Raw genomic sequence first — 23,216 nt, 5'->3', positions numbered from 1 at the left:
TTTCTTTCCCAAGCTTTGCTTTTCGCCAACTCCCAGCCGCTGTGGGGTTGAATGAGTTATCCACCATTCCTGTGGATAACCTTGTGCATTAGCCATAGAAAACTGATGGCAAGCGAGAGCGGACGCGGCTTGCGCTCCTGTTGTCCGCATTCTCTACTTTTTAATAATTTATTTTATTTTCAATGGGTTAATTAAAATCAAGCGCTGATAATTCATAGGCAGAATTGATGGATGATCTTTAATCAATTAGTTATCACTAATGCGTTTATGTTAACAGTTGGGGATAAAAATGCTTTTACAGTGCAACTGTCGTTTGTATGTCACTGTAACGAGGCAAACAATCTCTTGGTTAAAGAAATTCCTACATTTTGGTGCTTGAAGCTGGTTTTATATCCAGTATCATAGGGGTGGCAAAATTCTATGGGGCTTTCATAATTAGCCTCCTGATAGTGTGTATTTCTCCGGCGGGTAGCAAATTCATGAGTAAATTATTCAAACTACATTCTGAGTTTAAGCCAGCAGGCGACCAGCCTGAGGCTATCCGTAAGCTGGAAGAAGGGCTAGAGAATGGTCTGGCTCATCAGACACTGTTGGGGGTAACGGGATCGGGTAAAACCTTTACGATAGCCAATGTTATTGCTGATTTGAACCGCCCGACCATGGTGCTGGCACCCAATAAAACATTGGCAGCACAGCTTTATGGTGAGATGAAAGAGTTTTTCCCCGATAACGCGGTAGAGTATTTTGTCTCCTACTATGACTACTATCAGCCTGAAGCCTATGTCCCAAGCTCTGATACGTTTATCGAAAAAGACGCCTCGGTAAACGAGCATATTGAGCAAATGCGGCTATCGGCGACCAAAGCATTGTTGGAAAGGCGTGATGTCATCGTAGTGGCATCGGTCTCTGCGATTTATGGCCTGGGTGATCCTGACTTATACCTGAAAATGATGCTGCATCTGACTAAGGGTATGATCATCGATCAGCGCTCTATTTTGCGTCGCTTATCCGAATTGCAATACAGCCGTAATGATCAGGTATTCCAGCGCGGTACTTTCCGGGTGCGTGGTGAAGTCATCGACATCTTCCCTGCGGAATCTGATGAGTGGGCGCTGCGGGTAGAACTGTTTGATGAAGAGGTCGAGCGGTTGTCAATTTTTGATCCATTGACTGGCCAGTTACAGCATGAAGTACCGCGTTTTACGGTCTATCCTAAAACGCACTACGTTACCCCGCGTGAGCGTATTTTGCAGGCCATGGAAGAGATCAAAGTCGAACTGGCCGACCGGCGTCAGGTGCTATTAGCCAACAATAAGTTGTTGGAAGAGCAACGTATTAGCCAGCGGACCCAGTTTGACCTTGAAATGATGAATGAGCTGGGCTACTGCTCCGGTATTGAAAACTATTCACGTTACCTTTCCGGCCGTGGTCCCGGCGAAGCACCACCTACGTTATTTGACTATCTACCGGCTGACGGTTTGTTGGTGGTTGATGAATCCCACGTGACTATTCCGCAAATCGGCGGGATGTACAAAGGTGACCGCTCGCGCAAAGAAACACTGGTGGAATATGGTTTCCGGCTGCCATCGGCACTGGATAACCGGCCAATGCGTTTTGAAGAGTTTGAAGCACTGGCACCACAAACTATTTATGTTTCAGCAACTCCGGGTAAATATGAGCTGGAGAAATCCGGTGGCGATATCATCGATCAGGTCGTGCGGCCGACGGGCCTGCTCGATCCGTTAATTGAAGTACGGCCAGTAGCAACACAGGTCGATGACTTGCTATCAGAGATCCGTATTCGTGCAGCGATTAACGAGCGGGTACTGGTAACAACGCTGACTAAACGTATGGCCGAAGACCTGACTGAGTATCTGGGGGAGCATGGTGCCCGTGTTCGTTACCTGCATTCGGATATTGATACCGTTGAGCGGGTAGAGATTATTCGTGATCTGCGCTTGGGTGAGTTTGATGTACTGGTGGGGATCAACTTACTGCGCGAAGGTTTGGATATGCCAGAGGTTTCTCTGGTCGCAATTCTTGATGCTGATAAAGAAGGTTTCCTGCGTTCTGAACGCTCTTTAATCCAGACTATTGGTCGTGCCGCGCGTAACCTTAATGGTAAAGCGATACTGTATGGCGACAGAATTACCGCCTCAATGGAAAAGGCTATTGGTGAAACGGAACGGCGGCGTGTCAAACAGCAAACTTACAACGAAGAACGTGGCATCATTCCACAAGGGTTGAACAAGAAAATTGGCGATATTCTGCAACTGGGCCAACCCTCTTCCCGTGGTAAAGGGAAAGGGCGGGGCGGCAAAGTGGCTGATCCCAATAATTATCACGCCTTGCCACCGAAAGCGCTTGACCAGAAAATCCGTGAGCTGGAATCTAAAATGTACACCCATGCACAGAATCTGGAATTTGAGCAGGCGGCAGAACTGCGCGATCAAGTTCATCAGTTGCGCCAACAGTTTATCGCAATATCGTGATGCTCATTAGCCTCACATTGTGTGGTGGCCGTGTGGCAAATCAGGAATTTCTGCTTGCCGCATCAACCCATCCTGATTAAGGTGTGCGGCTAATAAAATCATCACCTAAATAGACTCAAATAACCTGGGGTGGCAGCTCGGTGGCAAGCCAACAATTCAGCAGCGCCAGGTCGGAAGAGTATAAAACGCGAGATAAATAATGAGCGATCACTTGTCGAAAGATCCGTTACACGGTATTACCCTTGAACAACTGTTGACTAAACTGGTTGAGCATTATGGTTGGGAGGAGTTGGCATACCGTATCAATATCAACTGTTTCATCAGCGATCCCAGCATTAAATCCAGCCTGAAATTCTTACGCCGTACACCATGGGCTAGAACTAAAGTGGAGGCGCTGTATATCCATATGAATGACAGCGCAACATTGCAAGCTCAAACTCGAGCAAAACCTCTTAGCTAGTTTGCGCCACCGAGCTGTTGCAACGTGGTTTCCAGCGCTTGGCGGAGCAGCTCACGGTCATGGCGATAAGGGATATCTTTGGCTTCCAGTGGTTGCTGGATAATAATTCTGTCCGTTACGCCACTGATATCAATTCGTGGACTGACAATAGCAGCATCAATAATTTTGCGGCCAATCTTGCTTTCCATTATCGCCAGTTTTTCTTGCAACGACAGCGCGGCTGCCGCCACACTGAGTTCACGCCCCAGATTACCGATATAAATCATACTGGCAGAGCTGCGACGTAGGGCCTGAGTTAAGTCATCTAGCAGTAACAAGGGCATCAGGCTGGTTAAGAAACTACCTGGCCCAATCAAAATAACGTCTGCCTGGCTAATTGCTTCCACGGCTTCCCGCGTGGCGTGAACGTGCGGTGACAACAACATCTCTTGTGGCATTTTCGCCAGTTGGTCGATATTCACCTCACCATAAACGGGGTGTCCTTCATGATCGATGGCCAGCAAATCGACCGGTTGCTCAGACATCGGGATGAGCCATGCCTCTACTTTTAGCAAGCTACGCACCAGGTTGATTGCCTCGATAGGTCTGATGCTGAGATGGTCTAACGCTTTGAGCATTAAATTACCCAGATTATGGCCTGAGAGTTCGCCATTACCGCTAAAACGGTATTCAAACATTGCCGAAGCCACACTCGGCTCAGTGATCAACTGATTAAGGCAATTGCGGGTATCACCCCAGGCAATTCCTCCTTCTGAACGGCGGATGCGACCCGTCGAGCCGCCATTATCGGTGGTGGTAACAATACCTGTCAGGCGTGAACCCAGTGGAGAAAGGGCTGACATCACGCGCCCCAAGCCATGGCCTCCTCCTAAAGCAACCACCCGATCGAGATCCGCTAATGTGCGATTTCGCATATTTTTCCTGTCTAAATATTGTTGCCTGGCTCTAATAGCGTAGCTAATGGTGAAATTGCTGCATAAGTTAACGGATTTGCCGTGAAAACGCGATAAAAGCCATTGTTTTCGTGATTTTAAACAAAGTATTAGCAATGGATTACAATAGACTGAATAACAGTAAGTTTTGTTATATAAGTCGTTGTATATAAAAATATATAACGGAAAACAGCCATTGGCTATCCTGCCGTTTTAGCGTTAGAATCTCTAGGAAAAGTAGGGGTTTTAGCGACTCATCTGCCGCTAACTGCTTTACTTTTTAAACCATGGTTCGGTGGGCAGTGGGTAAACTGTCACTGAACATAAACTCCTAGCCTTGGCGTCTACGTTGTCTCGTTCGCGAACAATATGATGCTCTGGCCGTGGCTTTAAGCCACCAGGGTGCGAGGTAGAAATGCCTGCATCTCCCGTATTTGGAAAGGTGTTATGGTACAACTCACTGACGCATTTGCGCGCAAGTTCTATTATTTGCGCCTATCAATTACCGATGTGTGCAATTTTCGTTGCACCTATTGCTTGCCGGATGGCTATCGCCCCGACGGATTAAAAAGCTTTCTGAGTCTGGACGAAATAAGCCGCGTCAGCCGCGCCTTTGCTCTATTGGGAACAGAAAAAATTCGTCTGACGGGCGGCGAACCCTCTATGCGGCGCGACTTCAGCGATATCATTGCCACCATCAGACAAAATCCAGCGATCCGCACTCTGGCAGTCACCACCAATGGCTATCGTTTAGCCCGTGATGCCGCCCAATGGCGGGAGGCTGGGTTGACAGCCATTAATGTCAGTGTCGATAGCCTTGATCCACGGCAATTTCATGCCATAACTGGGCAGGATAAATTTCATCAGGTCATGCAAGGCATTGATGCTGCTTTTGATGCCGGTTTTGAGAAAGTTAAAATTAACGCCGTATTGATGCGTGATGTCAATGATCGCAATCTGAATGCCTTCCTCACCTGGATAAAGTCACGGCCGATTCAACTGCGGTTTATCGAATTAATGGAAACCGGCGAGGGGGGCAATCTGTTTCATCAACACCATGTCTCCGGTGGTGTCATCCGCCAGCAATTACTCCAACAAGGCTGGCAACAGCAAGCGCGGGCACGCAGTGATGGCCCGGCGCAGGTGTTCCATCACCCGGATTATCTGGGGGAGGTCGGGCTGATTATGCCGTATGAGAAAGACTTCTGCGCCAGTTGTAACCGCTTGCGTGTTTCAGCGCTGGGGAATCTGCATTTATGCTTATTTGGTGAGCAAGGCATTACACTACGTGACTTGCTGGGCAGCGATGACCAGCAAGATGAGTTAATGGCACGCATCCAGAGTGCATTGCAAACCAAGAAACAGACCCATTTTCTGCATCAGGGCAACAGCGGTATTACCCAGAATTTATCGTTTATTGGCGGTTGATAGCGGGCAACGTTAAGAACAGAAGAGAATATATGACCCAACTAACTCACATTAACGCCGCAGGCGAAGCCCATATGGTGGATGTTTCCACTAAAGCAGAAACCGTGCGTGAAGCGCGGGCGGAGGCTTTTGTCGAAATGCAGGCCGCGACGTTGGCGATGATTATCGAGGGCAGCCACCACAAAGGTGATGTCTTTGCCACTGCGCGTATTGCCGGGATTCAGGCAGCTAAAAAAACCTGGGAATTAATCCCGCTGTGCCACCCACTGTTGCTGACCAAAGTTGAAGTTCAACTGGAAGCACAACCAGAACACAACCGTGTGCGTATCGAAACTTGCTGCCGCCTGACCGGTAAAACCGGCGTGGAAATGGAAGCGCTGACGGCAGCTTCCGTTGCCGCCCTGACAATTTACGATATGTGCAAAGCGGTACAAAAAGACATGATAATTGGCCCGGTGCGCCTGTTAGCAAAAAGTGGCGGGAAATCCGGTGATTTTAAGGTGAACTCATGATTCAAATTCTCTTTTTTGCTCAGGTGCGTGAACTGGTCGGAACCGACAGTTTGCAATTGGCGGCGGAATTTCCCACTGTTGAGGCACTGCGTCAATCCCTGTGCCAACGGGGTGAGCGCTGGCAATTAGCTCTTGAAGAAGGCAAATTACTGACTGCGGTGAATCAATCATTGGTCAATGTTCATCATCCGCTGGTGGCGGGTGATGAAGTGGCGTTCTTCCCGCCGGTGACCGGAGGTTGATAATGGACCATACCCGTATTTGCGTGGGTACTGAGACTTTCAGTGTGGGTGATGAGTATCACTGGTTGTCACAGTGTGATGAAGATGGCGCGGTGGTGACGTTTACCGGCAAAGTTCGTAATCACAATCTGGGTGATAGCGTTAGCGCACTGACGCTGGAACATTACCCAGGCATGACAGAAAAGGCGCTAACTGAGATTATTGATGAAGCCCGTAGCCGTTGGCCTTTACAGCGTGTTAGCGTTATTCATCGGGTGGGGCCACTGTTCCCCGGCGATGAAATTGTCTTTGTTGGGGTAACCAGCGCCCATCGCAGTATGGCGTTTGATGCGGCTGAATTTATAATGGATTACCTGAAAACAAAGGCCCCATTTTGGAAGCGGGAAGCCACAACGGACGGCGAACGTTGGGTTGAATCACGCGACAGTGATCATCTGGCGGCCAAGCGCTGGTAAATTGAGCGTAAACCAGTGTAAAGATCACCGCTAAATGTCTATTTTTACTCCCTTGTTGACTGTACTTCTGTGGTACCCTTAAAAAGTCGGTGGGCTGTCAATTTAGATGGCCTGTATCATTATTTATATGCATAAGGTAACTACCATGGATCGCTATCCACGCTCTAATGGTTCGATTGTCGAACGTGCCAACACAGGCATTCAGGCATATATGGCGCAGGTATACGGCTGGATGACCTGTGGTCTGTTATTAACGGCGGTTGTCGCTTGGTACGCAGCGAATACCCCTGCGGTACTCAACTTTATATTTTCCAGTCAGATCACCTTTTTCGGGCTGATTATTGTTCAGTTAGGTCTGGTATTTGTTATTTCTGGCATGGTTAACCGCCTGAGTGGCTCGATGGCTACCTCGCTGTTTATGCTCTATTCCGCATTAACCGGCTTGACGATATCCAGCATTTTCATCATGTACACCAGCTCTTCTATCGCCAGCACATTCTTGATTGCTGCCGGTATGTTTGGTGCCATGAGTTTCTACGGCTATACCACTAAACGTGACTTGAGTGGTATGGGCAGCATGCTGTTTATGGGCCTGATCGGTATCGTGTTAGCATCCATTGTTAACATCTGGCTGAAAAGCACGGCGCTAATGTGGGCAGTGACCTACATCGGGGTGTTAGTGTTTGTTGGTTTGACTGCTTATGATACCCAGAAGTTGAAAAACATGGGTTCACAGTTGGATGCCAATGATAAAGATAACTTCCGTAAATACTCCATAGTGGGTGCTTTGACGCTGTATCTTGATTTCATTAACTTGTTCTTGATGTTGCTGCGGATTTTCGGCAACCGCCGTTAAGCTGGCTGATTCAGGGCTGCGACGCGGCAAACTTGCTCGCCGTACGCTGCGCGAAATGCTCATTGACCGATGTCAACTGCGCTTTCTGCGCTGCGGGCGTCGGTCAATTTTTTGGTCTCGTCACTGAATCAAACTCAGCTTAAGCTGGCTGATTCAAAGTTGCGGTGTGGCAAACTTGCTCGCCGTATTATAGGTTGATCAAAATTTTAAAGGACACCCCTGTGGTGTCCTTTTTGTTTTTTGGTGAATGCCGGTAAGCCTTACTACCACTTAATGTCGCTATGCGATTTTCCGCCTAAACATCCCATAGGCGGCACTCCCCGTTGTGGCGGTTATTACGAGTAACGGCCACAAACTGTGCCAGATAATATCGAAACTGGCATCCTTGAGGTAAATCTGTTTGGTGATATCGGTAAAGTGGCGGATAGGGTTGATCCACGTAATATTTTGCAGCCAGATAGGCATATTCTCCACCGGCGAGACATACCCAGACAACAAGATAGCGGGCATCATGAAAACAAACACGCCAATAAAAGCCTGCTGCTGAGTGGAACATAACGAGGAAATCAACAAACCGAAGCCAACGAGCGACAAGCCGTAGAGCAGCATGGTGCCGTAAAACAGCGCCAACGAACCAGCAAACGGAATTTGGTAAAAAAAGATACCGATAAACAAGACGATACTGGCCTGGAAAGTCGCGACAATCAGTGCCGGGACAGCTTTACCAATAAAAATCTGCCAGGTGGTAAGCGGCGAAACTAACAACTGTTCGAGTGTCCCTTGCTCCCGCTCACGAGCCACCGACAGTGATGTCACAATAAGCACCCCAATAGTCGTAATCATCGCAATCAATGATGGCACCACGAACCATTTGTAGTTCAGATTCGGGTTATACCAATTGCGGATGACCAACTCGCTGTTGTTGGGCTTTATCTGGCCTTGGGTTAACTCTAATTGATAATTTTGTACGATTTGCTGAATGTAATTGGCGGCAATTTGCGCGCTGTTGGAGTTACGCCCATCCAGTAATAACTGTAACTGAGTGGTTTTGCCATTAGCCAGGTCAGCACTGAATTGCTCTGGGAAACGTATCAAAAGCAGTGCTTGCTGGTTATCAATCACCGGCTGAATCTCTTGTGGGCTGTGGAGCAGTAAGACATGAGAAAAAGCCTCTGCTTTGGCAAAGCGTTGGGTCAGTTCTACAGACGCTTTCCCGCTGTCTTCGCTATAAATAGCGATGGTGGCATTAGTCACTTCCAATGTGGCGGCGAATGGGAACAAAATGACTTGTAATATAACCGGCATAATTAATATCGCCCGCGTCTGTGGCTCGCGCAGCAGTGACTGTAACTCTTTGATAATCAATGTATAGAGGCGATGAAACATATCTTGCTTCCTTCCTTTAATCTAATCGGCGTCTAATCTAACCGACGATTAGTTTTCCATGCCGTCAGGCCGATAAATACGGTTGCTGAGGCAACCAGGAACAACAGGTTAATCACCAGTACGGTACCGATGTTCCCCGCCAGAAACAGGGTTTGCAGGCTGCTGACAAAATAGCGGGCGGGAATGATATAGGTTACGGCGCGCACGATAGCGGGCATGCTGTCAATTTCGAAAATGAAGCCAGACAGCATCACTGCCGGCAGGAATGCGGCATTCAAGGCCACCATTGCGGCGTTAAATTGATTGCGGGTAATAGTCGAAATTAGCAATCCCATACCCAGAGTGCTGGCCAAAAATAGGCTGGTCATAACAAACAATATCCACAGTGAGCCACGGAAAGGCACATCGAGGATAAATACCGACACCGCCATGCAGAGTGTCATGGCTATCATGCCCAGGGCGTAATAGGGGATCAGTTTCGACAACAGCAACTCGCTGCGCGTGACCTGGGTCGACAGTAGTGCTTCCATGGTACCGCGCTCCCATTCACGGGCGATCACCAGCGAGGTTAGAATCGCGCCGATAACCGTCATAATAATGGTAATGGCACCGGGAATAATAAAGTGTCGGCTGATGGCGGCAGGGTTAAACCAATAACGGACCTGAATCTCAATCAGAGGATCGTTTTTTTGCCCTAGGTTTTGCGCCTGTTGTTGTTGCCAGATTTGCCACACCCCTTGTGCGTAGCCTTGCACAAAGTTGGCGGTATTGGGTTCACTGCCATCAGTAATGACCTGAATGGGCGCTTTACTTTCGGGGCGCGCAAGTTGCTGTGCAAAATCATTGGGGATCACAATTAGCCCACGAATTTTGCCGGCTTGCATCGCCTGAATTAGCGCCTGGCGATTGTCACTGATTTGCGGTGAAATATAAGGTGAACTGGCGAAGGCGTTAGCCAGATCCTGAGCCGGTTTGCTCTGTTGCTCCATTAAAATGCCGACGTGCAGTTTGCTGGAGTCCAGATTGATGCCATAACCAAAGATAAACAGCAGCAACAACGGGATGACGAATGCGATCAATCCACTGCTCGGGTCACGCAGTATTTGCCGGGTCTCTTTACGGCATAAGGCCCGCAAGCGACGCCAGGAAAACCCTGTGTCCTGATAGGTTTCGCTCTCATTTACCGGCGATTTATCCACTGGCAATAGACGTGGCTCGGTCATGACTGCTGCTCCTTATCATTTTGCTGATCATAGTGTTGCACCAGCCCAATAAAGGCCTCTTCCATGGAGGGATTAAGATTATCATCACTGGCAACCTGTTGTTTTAACTCATCAGGTGTGCCGGCTGCGATAATCTTGCCACGGTAAACCAGCCCGATACGATCACAGTATTCTGCTTCATCCATAAAGTGGGTGGTAACCATGACGGTGACGCCTTTATCTACCATCCCATTGATATGCAACCAAAACTCACGCCGAGTTAGAGGGTCGACGCCGGATGTCGGTTCATCCAGGAACAGAATGTCTGGTTCGTGCATTAACGCGCAGGCCAGCGCCAAACGCTGTTTAAACCCCAAAGGCAGTGAGTCCGGGGTTTGCCTAAGGATCGGGGTAAAGTTAAAGGCTGATGTCATGTCAGCTATTTTGTCGCGTTGTATTTTGCCTTGTAGACCATAAACGCCGGAGAAAAATTTCAGGTTTTGTTCAACGGTCAGATTGCCATACAGCGAGAATTTCTGCGCCATATAACCCAAATGCTGCCGGGCTTTACCCGAACTGGTTTTCAGATCCATTCCCAGTACCAATGCTTTACCTGAACTGGGGACTAACAGACCGCACATCATTTTAAACGTAGTGGATTTCCCCGCGCCATTCGGGCCGAGCAGACCAAATATCTCACCGCGTTTAACTTGAAAATTCACATGATCAGTTGCGGCGAAATCGCCAAATTTTTTGGTTAACTCTTGGGCTTCAATCACGGTTTCCTGATGGCTACCGGCGACTTTGGGCATAATTTTCGCCAAAGCGGACTCACTGGCGGGGCCGCCCCCCAATAGGTCGATAAAGGCATCCTCAAAGCGCGGTTCTGCTTCAGTTATCTCGGCATTGGGCTGATTGAGGAGTGGCAATAGTTGGCTGTGATCCACGTCAGGTTTGAGGATTAGCCGTACATACTTCCCCTGAATGACTCCATCGCTCACTTGAGGCAATGCCAGCGCATGTTGTAACAGCTTACGGTTAGTTCCGGTTTGCGCTGCCAGCAAAATTGTGCGGCCACTCATCCGTTGCGTCAGGTGTTGCGGCGCACCGCTGTACAGCAATTTCCCTTCATTTAGTAATAGCACTTCACGGCATTGCTCTGCCTCATCCAGATATGATGTGCTCCACAGGATAAGCATGCCATCGCTTGCCAGCTCATGCACCATGCGCCATAACTCGCGGCGTGAAATCGGGTCAACGCCGACACCCGGTTCATCGAGCAACAGTACTTTGGGCTGACCGACCAGAGTACAGGCCAACCCCAGTTTTTGCTTCATCCCGCCGGAGAGTTTTCCCGCCAGCCGGTCAGTAAAGCGGGTTAAATCGGTAAACGTCAGCAGGCGCTCAAATGTTTGGCGGCGAAGCTCACCGGTAACTCCGCGTAGATCGGCATACAGCGTCAGGTTCTCCATCACCGTCAGGTCTTCATACAAACCAAACTTTTGTGGCATATACCCGAGAATGGAATGTAACTGGCGATCGTTTTCTAACGGGTCTAGCCCGACCACCGTCATCTTGCCTTGACTGGGTTTGAGCAATCCGGCAAGCATACGGAGCAGGGTGGTTTTACCGGCACCGTCCGGCCCAACCAAACCGGTGACCGCGCCACTGCGGATCTCTGTTGTCAGGCTGGCGACGGCAGGGTTATCCAGTCCGGGGAAGCGTTTTTCAACGCCCTCCAAAGTAATAAGATGCTGGATTCCATTCATAGCTCATACCACCTTAAGGTTGTGCGAAACGGATGGTGACGGGCATACCTTGTCGCAACGATTCATCGGCATCAGTGATAATGATACGTAAGCGATAAACCAGATCGGTACGCAGTTCCGGTGTTTCAACACTTTTAGGGGTAAATTCTGCCGTGGGTGATACGAAACCTATTTTGCCGTGATATGGCTTGCCTGGGCGACCATCGGTAAATACGTCGACTTCGGTACCGGGAATGGCCTGATTCAAGTGGGGTTCACTGACGTAGGCCCGTACCCATACCGGATCGGTCAATGACAGAGTAAATACGGTGTTACTGGCGGATAAAATGGTCCCCGGTTCAACCGCACGAGTGAGTACGGTACCCGCTGATGGCGCAAGCAGGGTGGTGTCTTGCAGATTGAGTTGAGCTTGAGCCAGTTCCGCTTCACTTTGGGCCAGATTCGCTTCGGCTTGCGCAATTTCCTGTGGCCGGTTGCCACTCAAATATTGTGCAAGCTTATCTTTGGAGGCTTGCAGATTAGCCTGTGCTTGATTACGGGCAGTCCGCGCATTTTCTAGCTCGTTGGCAGAGGTGGCTTTACTTGACCACAACCCTTGTTGGCGTTTTAGGAAGCTATCAGCATAGCTAAATGCGGCTTCTCGCTGAGCAACTTCAGATTTTACCTGTGCTATCTCCTCGTCACGGTATCCTGCCTTCAATAAAGCTAATTGTGCTTGCGCGCTTTGAACATTGGCTTGCGCTTGTTTGAGTGCATTGAGATAAGGGCCGTTATCCAGTTTCCCCAGTACTTCCCCTGGCTGGATTTTATCCCCTTCATCGACAGTCAGAGAAGCCAGCCGACCACCAACCCGAAAGCCCAAGTTCACTGTGCGAATATCCACATTGCCATACAACGTCAATGATGCGTCGTGTTGTTGACGGTAGTAGCTCCAGCCATAACCTACTGCCGCCAGTAGGGCAACAATAACGACGGCCACTATAATCTTCTTGCGATTCATAATGCTCCCTATCAACCATTTCTATAGCTACAATTTTATAACGCCCCATTTAATAAGCTCACCGTATTGATTTGCCTCGCAGTCCGTAAAGCAGCAGGTCAATGTGCTCGATAAGTACCTGATTGATCATTTCACTTTCTGCCTCACCAATATCCAGCCAACCGGCCTGGCGACGGATAGTCTCGCGGCCCATGCGAAAGGCCAGCACTTCACCAATCAAGGCATGGGTATGAAGAATCGTTTTGGTCGCACTGGCATCGGCACCAATAAATGCGGCCAGTAGTAGATTGAGTTTTTGGTGTAATGGCGCAATAGCCTGCATATGAATCAGTGGGTAAGCGTCGCTCGGAGAGAGTTGCTCACGCGCCATGATTTTACTTATATTCAACGTTTCTGGCTGCGTCATTAGATGGCTGAATTCCAGCAACCCACGGCGAATAAAATGCAACTGTTGCTCGGCCGTTTGTGCGTGAATCGGTTGTTGGAGAAACTGGTCAATCTCTTGCGCCAACGGTGAGAAGGTCTGCTGAATGAAATCTGCTATTTGTTGCGCGACCGCCAGATACAACCCTTCTTTAGAGTTGAAATAGTAGGTGATGGCTGCAATATTCTGCCCTGACCGCTGCGCGATATCCCGAGTAGTGGCCCCTTTCAGGCCTAACTCACCGAATAATTCGGTAGCCGCGTGAATCAATTGTTGGCGGGCTTGCTCACCACGGCTGGTCACGGGAGCAGATGATATTAAAGAATGAGGTGTGGAATGAGACATAGTCACCATACTCAATAAATTGAAATTAGTTGAATGCCAATGGATAGCTGAACAATAAATCAATCATATGATTAACTTTAGGCCTCCCCAAAGAAGATGTAAAGTCAGCGTGAATAAAAGCCCTGTTTTTGCGATCGGGGATGGATAAATGACAAGTAATAAATCAATTCTCTTGATGTTTGCGCTAATAAAAATCTTAAGAAATGTGTAAATATCCCTTTTCTTGCTAAAGATCTGCTACAATCAGCCGTAATGGTGCACTGCAGTTTGTGCCAATCCTCGTGGTAATGCCTCAATTCATGCCTCGTCTGATAATCTTCCCTTGAAACTGCACCTGACGATATCGTTGGGATTGGGAAGATCTGGAGCTTCTTGTAATATGTCATTTGATTCTCTCGGCCTAAACGCCGACATCCTGCGTGCTGTTGAAGAGCAGGGCTACCTTGTGCCGACACCGATTCAACGTCAGGCAATTCCTGTGGTATTGGAAGGCCGTGATTTAATGGCCAGCGCGCAAACCGGTACCGGTAAAACTGCGGGTTTCACCTTGCCGTTGTTGCAACTGCTTAGTCTGGATCAACAGCCAATTAAAGGCCGTCGCCCGGTACGTGCGTTGATCTTAACGCCGACCCGTGAACTGGCTGCGCAGATTGACGAAAACGTACAGAGTTACAGTAAATATCTGAAGCTACGTTCGCTGGTGGTATTTGGTGGCGTTAGCATTAACCCACAGATGATGAAATTGCGTGGTGGTGTTGATATTTTGGTGGCGACGCCTGGCCGTTTACTGGATCTGGAACATCAGAACGCAGTAGATTTGTCCAAGATTGAGATTTTGGTATTGGACGAAGCTGACCGCATGCTGGATATGGGCTTTATTCACGACATCCGCCGCGTATTGGCAAAACTGCCCGCTAAGCGCCAGAACTTGCTGTTCTCCGCCACCTTCTCAGACGAGATTAAAGGTTTGGCGAGCAAATTGTTGAACAACCCAGCTTCTGTTGAAGTGGCGCGTCGCAATACTGCTTCTGAGCAAATCGCGCAAAGTGTTCATTTTGTGGATAAAAACCGCAAACGTGAATTATTGTCTCAGATGATTGGTGAAGGCAACTGGCAGCAAGTGTTGGTGTTTAACCGCACTAAGCATGGTGCTAACCATTTGGCTGAACAACTGAATAAAGACGGCATTACCGCAGCGGCAATTCACGGTAATAAGAGCCAGGGTGCACGTACTCGTGCATTGGCTGATTTTAAAGACGGTAAAATCCGTGTACTGGTAGCCACTGATATTGCTGCCCGTGGTCTGGATATTGATCAGTTACCCCATGTGGTTAACTATGAATTACCTAACGTACCAGAAGATTACGTGCACCGTATCGGCCGTACTGGCCGCGCGGAACGCACAGGTGAAGCGATTTCACTGGTTTGCGTTGATGAGCATAAACTGTTGCGTGATATTGAGCGTTTACTGAAACGTGAAATTCCGCGCATCGCGCTGGATGGCTATGAGCCGGATCCAAGCATCAAAGCTGATCCGATTCAAAATGGCCGTCAGGGTCGTGGTGCACAACGTCCAGGAATGGGCCGTGGTAGTAGCGCGGGTCGCCCACAGAATGGCGGTGGTGCAGCCGGTCGCGGCGATAGCCGTAACAGTCGCCCACGTAGCCAGGCTGATGGTCAACGTCGCCCGGCGGGCCCTTCTTCACGTGGTCGTAGTAGTAAACCCGGCGAATAAGCAGTAATCCCTTTCGCTGATCAAACCGCTTCTTTGAGGCGGTTTTTTTTCATCTGAATCGGCGTGCTTACTGGGTTATTCCTTGTTTTGCACCCCAACTTCCCCGTATCATTGCCGGTCTTTTTTACGGTTATACTGGGCGAGTGCGGATAATGGATCAGGGTAATTAGCATGCGAGTATTATTGGCGCCGATGGAAGGGGTATTAGACTCACTGGTGCGCGAACTCCTCAGCGAAGTGAACGATTATGACCTTTGTATCACCGAGTTTTTACGGGTGGTCGATCAACTTTTGCCGGCAAAATCCTTCTATCGTCTCTGTCCTGAATTACATCATCAAAGCCGTACTCCATCAGGCACCTTAGTTCGCATCCAATTATTGGGTCAATATCCAGAGTGGCTGGCGGAAAACGCGGCTCGCGCAGTAGAACTTGGCTCGTACGGCGTTGACCTCAACTGCGGATGTCCTTCAAAGCTCGTTAATGGTAGTGGCGGTGGTGCCACATTGCTGAAAGATCCTGAACTGATCTATCAGGGGGCCAAAGCGATGCGTGAAGCAGTGCCAGCGCACTTGCCGGTCACTGTCAAAATTCGTTTGGGCTGGGATTCTGGTGATCGTCAGTTTGAAATCGCTGACGCAGTGCAACAAGCTGGCGCGACTGAACTGGCGGTGCATGGCCGCACCAAAGAAGATGGTTACCAAGCCGAGCGCATTAACTGGCAGGCAATTAGCGAGATCCGCCAGCGGCTGACTATCCCCGTGATCGCCAATGGTGAAATCTGGGATTACCAGAGCGCGCAGGAATGCATGAAGGTCACGGGCTGCGATGCCGTGATGCTAGGGCGCGGTGCATTGAATGTACCGAATCTGAGCCGGGTAGTTAAGTATAACGAACCGCGTATGAGCTGGCCTGAAGTGGTCAAGCTATTGCAAAAATATGTGCTGTTGGAGAAACAGGGCGATACCGGCTTGTATCATGTTGCCCGTATCAAACAGTGGTTGGGTTATTTACGTAAAGAATATGCTGAAGCCAGCGATTTATTTAGCGAAATCCGTGCGTTAAAAACCTCAAAAGACATTGCGATTACAATTTTACGGGCGTAGGTTTTCACTGTTTTTATATTCATTAGGCGAATATCTATCTTAAATATAGCCTAAAGAAGAATGATTGTTCTTTTGATTTATTTTAAGTATCGCGTTTATAGTGTGCCTGCATTTTAAATGCAGTATCTCGTTAGGCGAGGCTCCTATACAAACACAGGTTACTGATCTGACGACGTCCAGAGACGCCCAAGGTTAGGACAGGTTATATCGGATTAAGGTATAACCCAAAGTAACTTCTGAGAAATCAGATACGTTGTATAGTGCTAAAACTTAGACACGGAGATAGCCATAGAGCACTCTCTAATCTGGTTGCGCCCCTATGTGAGGACTGTTTAGCTAATTTATAACAGTAATAGGGTCATTTATGAGTTCACATCTCGATTTAGCAATACCAAACCAATCCAATCAAGGCGAGGATAAAGAGTCCACCTTAGGTGCCTATATCAGCGATGCTTATATTACGGTATCGGCTGATATGTCAGTCTCTGAGGCTAAAGCCTATTTCTTGCAGAATATTTCAGACAATGAAATACCAACGCAATTGTTGGTAACCAATGGCAAGCAGCATTTGGTCGGCTTACTCTCGGTTAAGAATTTACTGACTGAAGATCAGCCGGATATAAAAGTATTCCAAATTATCAATCAGAGTTATTTCTCACTATCTCCAGATCAGGATCGCCATGAAGCGGCAAGTTTATTGGCAAAAAGCGGTCTGGACATTGTTCCGGTATTAAGCCACGGAAAATTAGTGGGGGTATTACGGGCGAAAGATATTGCCGAATTGATTGAAGATGAAAATACTGAGGATGCCCAACGGCAAGGTGCCAGCCTGCCTCTCGATGAGCCTTATTTGCAAACGAGTCCGATAACATTATGGCGCAAACGCGTTATATGGTTATTACTGCTGTTTGTGGCAGAAGCTTATACCGGAACAGTATTGAAAGCGTTTGAAGAGCAGTTGGAAGCGGCTATCGCTCTGGCTTTCTTTATTCCATTACTGATTGGAACCGGCGGTAACAGTGGTACGCAAATCACCTCGACTCTGGTGCGGGCCATGGCCTTGGGGGAGGTGAGTCTGCGCAATGTAGGGGCGGTATTGCGTAAAGAGATTTCTACTTCTCTTATGGTGGCAACGACTATTGGCCTGGCTGCCTGGATCCGCGCTTGGTTCTTGGGCGTAGGAATGGAAGTCACCATCGTGGTGAGCTTGACTGTTGTTGCCATCACCGTGTGGAGTGCCATTGTCTCTTCTATTATTCCAATGGTATTAAAGCGGATGTCAATTGATCCTGCTGTGGTTTCTGCGCCTTTTATTGCTACCTTTATTGATGGTACGGGCCTGATTATTTACTTTGAAATAGCACAGTTAGTGATGAGTGATTTGGCATAATTGGCTGACAATGAAAAGGCCGCGTGCGGCCTTTCTGATAAACGGCGCGGTTATTTCTTTTTACGCCCGATAAATTTTGCAATACCTAATAGGAATACTGCACCAACAAGAATCAGCAATGCATCAACCCAGAACGTGAGTGATGCTAGATTTTCATCATGGATATCCGCTAAACCTGCCGCTATTAGAAATACACCGAAGAGAATACCAAAGATTGTTGTTCCCATATAAATACCTATGAATCAGTTTTATATCCGTCATACTTCAAGCTGCATCTGCGTTGGCTACGTTCAATCAACTGAATCACTTACACAGGTAAACTCATCGGGTTAATGAGCCTCATCCCTGAGGCTCACCCTGCGGGCAGCATAAATGCTGTTCAAATAGCTTCCCGACCGATTTGTCTCTTGCTTGCCTCCGTCCTGCAACTCGAATTATTTAGGGTATATCTAAAAATTATGTTGGTAATTATAGGCTAACAATGAGTCTTATAAGTTTTTTTTCATTATTATTGAGAGTCTGTTTAGATTTATAGCATTAATCTCTCCACCAATTAACGTCACATCCCGCGCAATTTAGCAGCATTGAATTAGCCTAACCCAAATTCGTTCACTATGGCTGCTTGATTGTTTTATAAACAATTACTATCTTTCAAAATAATGCTCACAATCAGTAACTGTTCCTTTCTTTGAAAAATGTTTACCGATGAGTAGCGATTAGGCAGTTTTAATCTTTGTAACAATCATTTGAAGAATGTGTGGTGCGCAGGTCATTGCTGTAATTTATAATGCGCCGGACCAACCACAATCACTCCCGACAACCTGTCTAAGCTGACGAACATGCATGTGAAAATCCGTTTTGCACTATTAAGTTTTTTGCTTTTATCTACCGGTATCAGCGTCATTCCTTTAGCCACAGCCAGTGGTGGGATGGCTGAAATTAAAGGGAAAGCTCCCTTGGAACTGGCATCCGGCAGTGCGATGGTGGTTGATTTACAAACAAATAAAGTTATTTACGCTAACAATGCAGATGAAGTGGTTCCTATTGCATCAATCACCAAATTAATGACAGCAATGGTGGTGTTGGATGCCAAATTGCCATTGGATGAGATTATCTCAGTAGATATTCATCAAACTAAAGAAATGAAAGGGGTGTTTTCTCGGGTTCGGGTAAACAGTGAGATTAGCCGCAAAGATATGCTGCTACTGGCATTGATGTCATCAGAAAACCGCGCTGCGGCGAGTCTGGCGCATCACTATCCAGGTGGCTATAACGCATTTATTAAAGCAATGAATGTGAAAGCGAAATCTTTGGGAATGACCAAAACACGTTATGTTGAGCCAACTGGTCTGTCGATTGATAATGTCTCGACTGCGCGTGACTTGACCAAGTTACTGATGGCAACCAAACAATACCCACTGATTGGGCAATTAAGCACCACGACTGAGAAAATGGCAACTTTCCGTGATCCTAATTATACACTGCCATTCCGTAATACTAACCATTTGGTTTATAACGATAAATGGAATATTCAGCTCACTAAAACTGGTTTTACAAACCAAGCTGGGCACTGTCTGGCAATGCGTACCGTCATTGGCAATCGTCCTGTAGCACTTGTGGTGTTAGATGCTTTTGGCAAATATACGCATTTTGCTGATGCAAACCGCCTGCGTAGTTGGATGGAAACCGGTAAAGCAGCCCCGATCCCAGGAGCGGCCAAAAGCTATCGTCAGCAAAAAGATACCCAAGGTCGCTTAGCTCAGGTATCAGAATAGGTATAGAAAACAGTATTCAAATGGCAGAATTTGCAGTCAGACCTGCAAATTCTGCTTAACGTACTGGTGTGATATTTACACCACTCAGATAAACATTAAAAAATTAATTTAAACACGCCAGTAATCGTCAGCAAACCGACAATAAAAATAATGGCGATAATCCACAGTATTATTTTCATTCTGTCTCCCAGATTTAGCTTAATACCGACTAACATGTGTTAGCCGCACCAACCTCGTTGGCTCTAGACTATGACTATAGTTTGTTTGGCAGAATTCAGGAGATAGAGGGCTTGAATTCAGATAATGCCTAATATCGGCTTGATATGGAGCACAGTATCTGTGTGATATTACTTTTTCTGCCAGTTTTTAAGTTTTGAGGTCTTGCCAATCCCCGGATTAAAACTGTTAGTTGGGTCTATCTGTTGGTAAAAATTCTTCAAGGCAGGTTTGGCTATATAGAGGTGCCCCACATTGTGTTCAGCCGGATATTCCGCACCTTTGTCATTGAGCAATGCCAGCATTTTTTGTTTTAATGCCTGAGTGTCGACACCTTTCTTCACGATATAGTCTTGATGGAAAACATGACACAAGAAATGACCATAATAGAGCTTGGCGACCAGGCATTGATCTATTTCTGCCGGAAGAGTCTCAAACCACTGTTCTTCATTACGCGGTAGAGCAATATCGAGAGCCAGAATATCCTCCACTTTGTCGGCGTGAATGGCGTGATAGCGCACGGCGGCACCTGCTGCGGCAAAACGGTGTAAAAATGCTTTCTTACCTTCATCAGCGGTACATGTAATGAAATTTCCTTCCGCTGTCGCAAAAAAGTCCTTCAAAAATTGCTGTGCTTCAGGAATACCTGCACCTGACATTTTAAGCATCAGATGGTGCTCATATTTACTCCGATATGTCTTAATCCGCTTAGGTAAATGATTGGGCAATACCTGGCTGAAGCCTTGCATTATCCGATCAGTTAAATGGTCGATTAGAAAAGGAACTTTGCTAAGCCGAGCGTCAATTTTACCTTTTAGAGTAAAAAAACGGGGCATATTATTGGTGCCCATGCGGTTTATCATAACAAAGGTATCTTTACCGTATACTTCAGCGATATCAAAAATATCGCGATGCATGTACTCACCGGCTATCGGCAGGTGTTTAAAATCACGTAAAATTGCACGACGTAATTCAGTTAATACCTGAGTTTGATTGGTACCGATATAAAAGACTTGCTGCTGTGTTTCACTGGGGAAAGTATCGAGCCGCACCGCAAATACAGCCAATTTACCGGCACATCCTGAGGCTTCAAATAACCGTCTTGGGTCGGCATTGAAGCGTGAAGGGGTTGGCGCATCAATATCTCTTACTCGCGTGGCATACTCATGATCTGAGGCTTGCTGTGTGCCCTGTGTAATATCGCTGGCACGATATTTCCCCCGTTCCAGCCGTTGCAAAATCTCTTCTGGTGTATTGCCTAAGTTAATCCCTAAATGATTTATTAACTGTAACTTACCTTGATCATCAATCTGTGCGTATAGTGCCATCTCGGTGTAGGCTGGCCCTCTTTGAACCAATGACCCCCCTGAGTTATTACAAATACCACCCACCACCGATGCACCGATACACGAGGACCCAATGACGGAATGAGGTTCACGGCCATAGGGTTTCAGACGTTTCTCCAACTGATTCAGGGTACTACCGGGAAAACCAATAACCTGCTGCCCATCATTTAATAGTTGGATTTGATTGAGGCGCAAAGTATTTAATATAACAATTGGCCGATCATAATCATTACCACTGGGGGTTGAGCCTTCTGTCAGTCCAGTGTTCGCAGCCTGCATGATAACAATGGTATCGGCGGCTACACAGGCTTGTAGCAACTGCCATTGCTGTAATAACGTGGAGGGGAATACCACCGCAAGAGCAGACCCCGCACCAGAGCGAAACCCTGTGCGATAGCGCTCCGTTTGCCGCTCGCCGGTTAACAAGTAGCGCACACCCACGATCAACCGTAACTGGTTCAGCAAGGCTTGCATTTTTTCATCATTGGATTGATTCATTGGTGCCGCTCCCTGTAATGGCATTGATTTTTATTAGTGCTCACCCGCATTAGGTTAATATGAACGTGTTCTGCGGATGCCATGAAGTAAACATGAGGGAGGGAAGGGTTTCCTGATAAATCGCACACTTTGTGAGCTGCATCTCGTTATTAGCGCTTAAATTGTCTTCAACCTTCACCATTTTAGTCGTTTAAACATTACTAACATTAATGATTAATCAGGCGGTTATTCAGCGTATTGAGGTTAGGTTGGCCCATCGGGATACTGATAAATATTTTGATCGTTACATGATGAGGTATAGGATCGGGTTTAATAATTACACTGATTAGTAAGGTATTTATGAGTGAGCATTTTGTTGGTAAATATGAAGTTGAGTTAAAGTTCCATGTATCGAACATCAGTCATTTACATGAAAAACTAGCATTACATCAAGCATTGCCATTTACCCTCAATAATAATGAAAAAGATATCTATCTGGAAGCCAACGGTGGTGATTTAGCGGCTAAACAGATCAGTATGGTGCTACGTGAGATGAACCCGTCAGGTATCCGTTTATGGATAGTAAAAGGGCCGGGAACTGAACGCTGTGAGGCCAGCAATATTGAGGATATAGCGAAGGTGCAAAGCATGCTGGTGACGTTAGGCTATCAGCCCGCATTTGTTGTTGAGAAAATCCGCAGTATCTATTTTATCGGGAAGTTTCATATCACGGTTGATAGTTTGGCGGGTCTTGGCGATTTTGCTGAAATAGCCATCATGACCGATGATGCTACGGCTCTGGATAGCCTTAAAGTAGAATGCCAGCAGTTAGCCGATAAATTAGGGTTACTGCCACAACAACAAGAAACTCAATCTTACCGGCAGCTATTAGGTTTTTAGTCCGGTTGCGATGTCATGTCGGCCGTGTCGCATACGCATACCACGGCCACACAGCGTTATTTCTTCATCAAAGACTTAAGGTTGGCGAATGGATTATGGGTAGCAACCCCCTGATCATTCTGGGCGTCATCCCCGGCAATTACTGTAGAGCCATATTGGTCTGCTTCGGTGTATTTAGAATGCTCATGATCATGGCAAAAAAGGCATAACATCTCCCAATTACTGCCATCTTCTGGATTATTGCTGTGATCATGATCAATATGGTGAACTGTCAGTTCTCGCAAATTGGAATAAACAAACTCCCGTGAACATTTACCGCAAACCCACGGGAAAATTTTCAGTGCTTTTTCCCGATAACCACTTTCCAAACGGGTGTAATTCTTCGGTATATATGCCATGTGAACCTTCAATTCAACAAGAAATAATGGCTTTATTTTAGCGTGAATTCAGGCAGTAGACTATCAACAATTTGGTTATAGTTATTCAGGTGGTCGTCTATAATCACGTTGGCGCACAATGGAAACATATTGAATCGATTATAAAAAATAGGATTCAAATAATAATCGTTTTCGGCGTATTTTTGAGACTTTTGCTGATGATTTAAAGGGATAAGACGCTTTACACTATGTCATGTTCTACACCGTGGCATGTTTTACATTATCAGCATTAAAGTTATTAGCATGAGATTATCCGTATCCCGCTAATAGGCTTATTTTACGGCAGGCAATACAGTGTGTTTCGCCTGACCCCCTTTGCCGACACAGTTGAGG

At 47.1% G+C, this 23,216-nt stretch carries 22 protein-coding genes and 2 riboswitches; of the genes, 12 read left to right on the top strand and 10 right to left on the bottom strand.

What is annotated here, in order from left to right; translation table 11 throughout:
- Positions 1-479 precede the first annotated feature (479 nt).
- Positions 480-2,492: an excinuclease ABC subunit UvrB gene (gene uvrB / locus EL015_RS14225; protein WP_032907185.1), complete on the top strand. Its 2,013-nt coding sequence runs from the start codon at positions 480-482 to the stop codon at positions 2,490-2,492.
- Between the two features lie 199 nt (positions 2,493-2,691).
- On the top strand, positions 2,692-2,952 hold the full coding sequence (locus tag EL015_RS14220) for a VF530 family protein (protein ID WP_032907187.1): 261 nt from the start codon (positions 2,692-2,694) through the stop codon (positions 2,950-2,952).
- Here EL015_RS14220 and EL015_RS14215 read toward each other — a convergent pair.
- Complete coding sequence (locus EL015_RS14215; protein ID WP_005189527.1) at positions 2,949-3,866, bottom strand: gluconeogenesis factor YvcK family protein; 918 nt, start codon at positions 3,864-3,866, stop codon at positions 2,949-2,951. The two genes, EL015_RS14220 and EL015_RS14215, sit on opposite strands and share 4 nt — an antisense overlap.
- Positions 3,867-4,200: 334 nt before the next feature.
- Positions 4,201-4,345, top strand: a riboswitch (molybdenum cofactor riboswitch).
- Between EL015_RS14215 and moaA the strand changes: the two genes are divergently transcribed.
- The 5 genes from moaA (at position 4,332) to EL015_RS14190 (ending at position 7,377) form a co-directional block, all read left to right on the top strand.
- Positions 4,332-5,312: a GTP 3',8-cyclase MoaA gene (gene moaA / locus EL015_RS14210; protein WP_005189532.1), complete on the top strand. Its 981-nt coding sequence runs from the start codon at positions 4,332-4,334 to the stop codon at positions 5,310-5,312. (Overlaps the previous riboswitch by 14 nt.)
- A gap of 32 nt (positions 5,313-5,344) precedes the next feature.
- Positions 5,345-5,824, top strand: a complete 480-nt coding sequence (gene moaC, locus EL015_RS14205) for a cyclic pyranopterin monophosphate synthase MoaC (protein ID WP_005189536.1) — start codon at positions 5,345-5,347, stop codon at positions 5,822-5,824.
- On the top strand, positions 5,821-6,066 hold the full coding sequence (gene moaD / locus EL015_RS14200) for a molybdopterin synthase sulfur carrier subunit (RefSeq protein WP_032907188.1): 246 nt from the start codon (positions 5,821-5,823) through the stop codon (positions 6,064-6,066). Before moaC ends, moaD begins: the two co-directional genes overlap by 4 nt.
- 2 nt (positions 6,067-6,068) lie before the next feature.
- Positions 6,069-6,521, top strand: a complete 453-nt coding sequence (gene moaE / locus EL015_RS14195; RefSeq protein ID WP_005189542.1) for a molybdopterin synthase catalytic subunit MoaE — start codon at positions 6,069-6,071, stop codon at positions 6,519-6,521.
- A 145-nt stretch (positions 6,522-6,666) separates the two neighbouring features.
- The gene (locus EL015_RS14190) at positions 6,667-7,377 is read left to right on the top strand and encodes a Bax inhibitor-1/YccA family protein (protein ID WP_032907190.1); all 711 of its coding nucleotides are present in this window, start codon (positions 6,667-6,669) and stop codon (positions 7,375-7,377) included.
- A gap of 279 nt (positions 7,378-7,656) precedes the next feature.
- Here EL015_RS14190 and EL015_RS14185 read toward each other — a convergent pair whose 3' ends face one another.
- Genes EL015_RS14185 through EL015_RS14165 form a run of 5 tightly spaced genes read right to left on the bottom strand, consistent with a single transcriptional unit; the run spans position 7,657 to position 13,503 of the window.
- Positions 7,657-8,763 (bottom strand): ABC transporter permease, encoded by a 1,107-nt coding sequence (locus EL015_RS14185; protein ID WP_005189548.1) that lies wholly within the window; start codon positions 8,761-8,763, stop codon positions 7,657-7,659.
- Positions 8,764-8,795: 32 nt separating this feature from the next.
- Entirely contained in the window at positions 8,796-9,986 is a 1,191-nt protein-coding gene (locus tag EL015_RS14180) for an ABC transporter permease (protein ID WP_032907191.1), read from the bottom strand.
- Positions 9,983-11,734: an ATP-binding cassette domain-containing protein gene (locus EL015_RS14175; RefSeq protein WP_032907193.1), complete on the bottom strand. Its 1,752-nt coding sequence runs from the start codon at positions 11,732-11,734 to the stop codon at positions 9,983-9,985. The genes EL015_RS14180 and EL015_RS14175 overlap by 4 nt, the downstream gene beginning before the upstream one ends.
- 13 nt (positions 11,735-11,747) lie before the next feature.
- A complete protein-coding gene (gene hlyD, locus EL015_RS14170; protein WP_032907196.1) occupies positions 11,748-12,734 on the bottom strand; it encodes a secretion protein HlyD in 987 nt (328 codons plus the stop codon).
- 58 nt (positions 12,735-12,792) lie between these two features.
- Entirely contained in the window at positions 12,793-13,503 is a 711-nt protein-coding gene (locus EL015_RS14165; protein ID WP_032907197.1) for a transcriptional regulator, read from the bottom strand.
- A gap of 379 nt (positions 13,504-13,882) precedes the next feature.
- On the opposite strand from EL015_RS14165, the gene rhlE reads away from it, so the two are divergent.
- From rhlE to mgtE, 3 genes are all read left to right on the top strand, one after another.
- Positions 13,883-15,238 (top strand): ATP-dependent RNA helicase RhlE, encoded by a 1,356-nt coding sequence (gene rhlE, locus EL015_RS14160; RefSeq protein ID WP_005189563.1) that lies wholly within the window; start codon positions 13,883-13,885, stop codon positions 15,236-15,238.
- 171 nt (positions 15,239-15,409) lie between these two features.
- Entirely contained in the window at positions 15,410-16,342 is a 933-nt protein-coding gene (dusC, locus tag EL015_RS14155; RefSeq protein ID WP_005189567.1) for a tRNA dihydrouridine(16) synthase DusC, read from the top strand.
- 119 nt (positions 16,343-16,461) lie between these two features.
- A riboswitch (M-box (ykoK) riboswitch) is annotated at positions 16,462-16,631 on the top strand.
- Positions 16,632-16,706: 75 nt separating this feature from the next.
- Positions 16,707-17,732, top strand: coding sequence for a magnesium transporter (gene mgtE / locus EL015_RS14150; RefSeq protein ID WP_005189572.1), 1,026 nt, complete (start codon positions 16,707-16,709; stop codon positions 17,730-17,732).
- A gap of 50 nt (positions 17,733-17,782) precedes the next feature.
- On the opposite strand, the gene EL015_RS14145 is transcribed toward mgtE, so the two are convergent.
- Positions 17,783-17,959 (bottom strand): hypothetical protein, encoded by a 177-nt coding sequence (locus EL015_RS14145; protein ID WP_005189574.1) that lies wholly within the window; start codon positions 17,957-17,959, stop codon positions 17,783-17,785.
- 612 nt (positions 17,960-18,571) lie between these two features.
- Between EL015_RS14145 and pbpG the strand changes: the two genes are divergently transcribed.
- Entirely contained in the window at positions 18,572-19,507 is a 936-nt protein-coding gene (gene pbpG / locus EL015_RS14140; RefSeq protein ID WP_005189576.1) for a D-alanyl-D-alanine endopeptidase, read from the top strand.
- Between the two features lie 95 nt (positions 19,508-19,602).
- Here the strand turns inward: pbpG and EL015_RS22210 are convergent, their stop codons facing one another.
- Together EL015_RS22210 and dld are read right to left on the bottom strand one after the other, a co-directional pair.
- Positions 19,603-19,686 (bottom strand): small membrane protein YohP, encoded by an 84-nt coding sequence (locus tag EL015_RS22210; RefSeq protein WP_017346848.1) that lies wholly within the window; start codon positions 19,684-19,686, stop codon positions 19,603-19,605.
- Positions 19,687-19,854: 168 nt separating this feature from the next.
- Complete coding sequence (gene dld / locus EL015_RS14135; RefSeq protein WP_032907199.1) at positions 19,855-21,567, bottom strand: D-lactate dehydrogenase; 1,713 nt, start codon at positions 21,565-21,567, stop codon at positions 19,855-19,857.
- A 339-nt stretch (positions 21,568-21,906) separates the two neighbouring features.
- Between dld and EL015_RS14130 the strand changes: the two genes are divergently transcribed.
- Positions 21,907-22,446, top strand: a complete 540-nt coding sequence (locus EL015_RS14130) for a class IV adenylate cyclase (protein ID WP_005189582.1) — start codon at positions 21,907-21,909, stop codon at positions 22,444-22,446.
- A 56-nt stretch (positions 22,447-22,502) separates the two neighbouring features.
- Here the strand turns inward: EL015_RS14130 and yajD are convergent, their stop codons facing one another.
- Positions 22,503-22,844, bottom strand: coding sequence for an HNH nuclease YajD (gene yajD, locus EL015_RS14125; protein WP_005189583.1), 342 nt, complete (start codon positions 22,842-22,844; stop codon positions 22,503-22,505).
- Positions 22,845-23,216: the final 372 nt, after the last annotated feature.

Source organism: Yersinia intermedia (assembly GCF_900635455.1).
Taxonomy (GTDB): domain Bacteria; phylum Pseudomonadota; class Gammaproteobacteria; order Enterobacterales; family Enterobacteriaceae; genus Yersinia; species Yersinia intermedia.
The sequence above is the reverse complement of the archived record's forward strand: the minus strand, read 5'-3'. Positions and strand labels throughout refer to the sequence as shown.

Bases quoted from the DNA above. Each gene is read 5' to 3' on its own strand.
- moaE (WP_005189542.1), top strand. From the start codon at position 6,069: ATGGACCATACCCGTATTTGCGTGGGTACTGAGACTTTCAGTGTGGGT.
- EL015_RS14175 (WP_032907193.1), bottom strand. From the start codon at position 11,734: ATGAATGGAATCCAGCATCTTATTACTTTGGAGGGCGTTGAAAAACGC.
- moaC (WP_005189536.1), top strand. From the start codon at position 5,345: ATGACCCAACTAACTCACATTAACGCCGCAGGCGAAGCCCATATGGTG.
- moaA (WP_005189532.1), top strand. From the start codon at position 4,332: ATGGTACAACTCACTGACGCATTTGCGCGCAAGTTCTATTATTTGCGC.
- EL015_RS14220 (WP_032907187.1), top strand. From the start codon at position 2,692: ATGAGCGATCACTTGTCGAAAGATCCGTTACACGGTATTACCCTTGAA.
- yajD (WP_005189583.1), bottom strand. From the start codon at position 22,844: ATGGCATATATACCGAAGAATTACACCCGTTTGGAAAGTGGTTATCGG.
- EL015_RS14185 (WP_005189548.1), bottom strand. From the start codon at position 8,763: ATGTTTCATCGCCTCTATACATTGATTATCAAAGAGTTACAGTCACTG.
- EL015_RS14130 (WP_005189582.1), top strand. From the start codon at position 21,907: ATGAGTGAGCATTTTGTTGGTAAATATGAAGTTGAGTTAAAGTTCCAT.
- pbpG (WP_005189576.1), top strand. From the start codon at position 18,572: ATGCATGTGAAAATCCGTTTTGCACTATTAAGTTTTTTGCTTTTATCT.
- EL015_RS22210 (WP_017346848.1), bottom strand. From the start codon at position 19,686: ATGAAAATAATACTGTGGATTATCGCCATTATTTTTATTGTCGGTTTG.
- rhlE (WP_005189563.1), top strand. From the start codon at position 13,883: ATGTCATTTGATTCTCTCGGCCTAAACGCCGACATCCTGCGTGCTGTT.
- EL015_RS14190 (WP_032907190.1), top strand. From the start codon at position 6,667: ATGGATCGCTATCCACGCTCTAATGGTTCGATTGTCGAACGTGCCAAC.
- EL015_RS14165 (WP_032907197.1), bottom strand. From the start codon at position 13,503: ATGTCTCATTCCACACCTCATTCTTTAATATCATCTGCTCCCGTGACC.
- uvrB (WP_032907185.1), top strand. From the start codon at position 480: ATGAGTAAATTATTCAAACTACATTCTGAGTTTAAGCCAGCAGGCGAC.
- dld (WP_032907199.1), bottom strand. From the start codon at position 21,567: ATGAATCAATCCAATGATGAAAAAATGCAAGCCTTGCTGAACCAGTTA.
- hlyD (WP_032907196.1), bottom strand. From the start codon at position 12,734: ATGAATCGCAAGAAGATTATAGTGGCCGTCGTTATTGTTGCCCTACTG.
- mgtE (WP_005189572.1), top strand. From the start codon at position 16,707: ATGAGTTCACATCTCGATTTAGCAATACCAAACCAATCCAATCAAGGC.
- EL015_RS14145 (WP_005189574.1), bottom strand. From the start codon at position 17,959: ATGGGAACAACAATCTTTGGTATTCTCTTCGGTGTATTTCTAATAGCG.
- EL015_RS14215 (WP_005189527.1), bottom strand. From the start codon at position 3,866: ATGCGAAATCGCACATTAGCGGATCTCGATCGGGTGGTTGCTTTAGGA.
- moaD (WP_032907188.1), top strand. From the start codon at position 5,821: ATGATTCAAATTCTCTTTTTTGCTCAGGTGCGTGAACTGGTCGGAACC.
- EL015_RS14180 (WP_032907191.1), bottom strand. From the start codon at position 9,986: ATGACCGAGCCACGTCTATTGCCAGTGGATAAATCGCCGGTAAATGAG.
- dusC (WP_005189567.1), top strand. From the start codon at position 15,410: ATGCGAGTATTATTGGCGCCGATGGAAGGGGTATTAGACTCACTGGTG.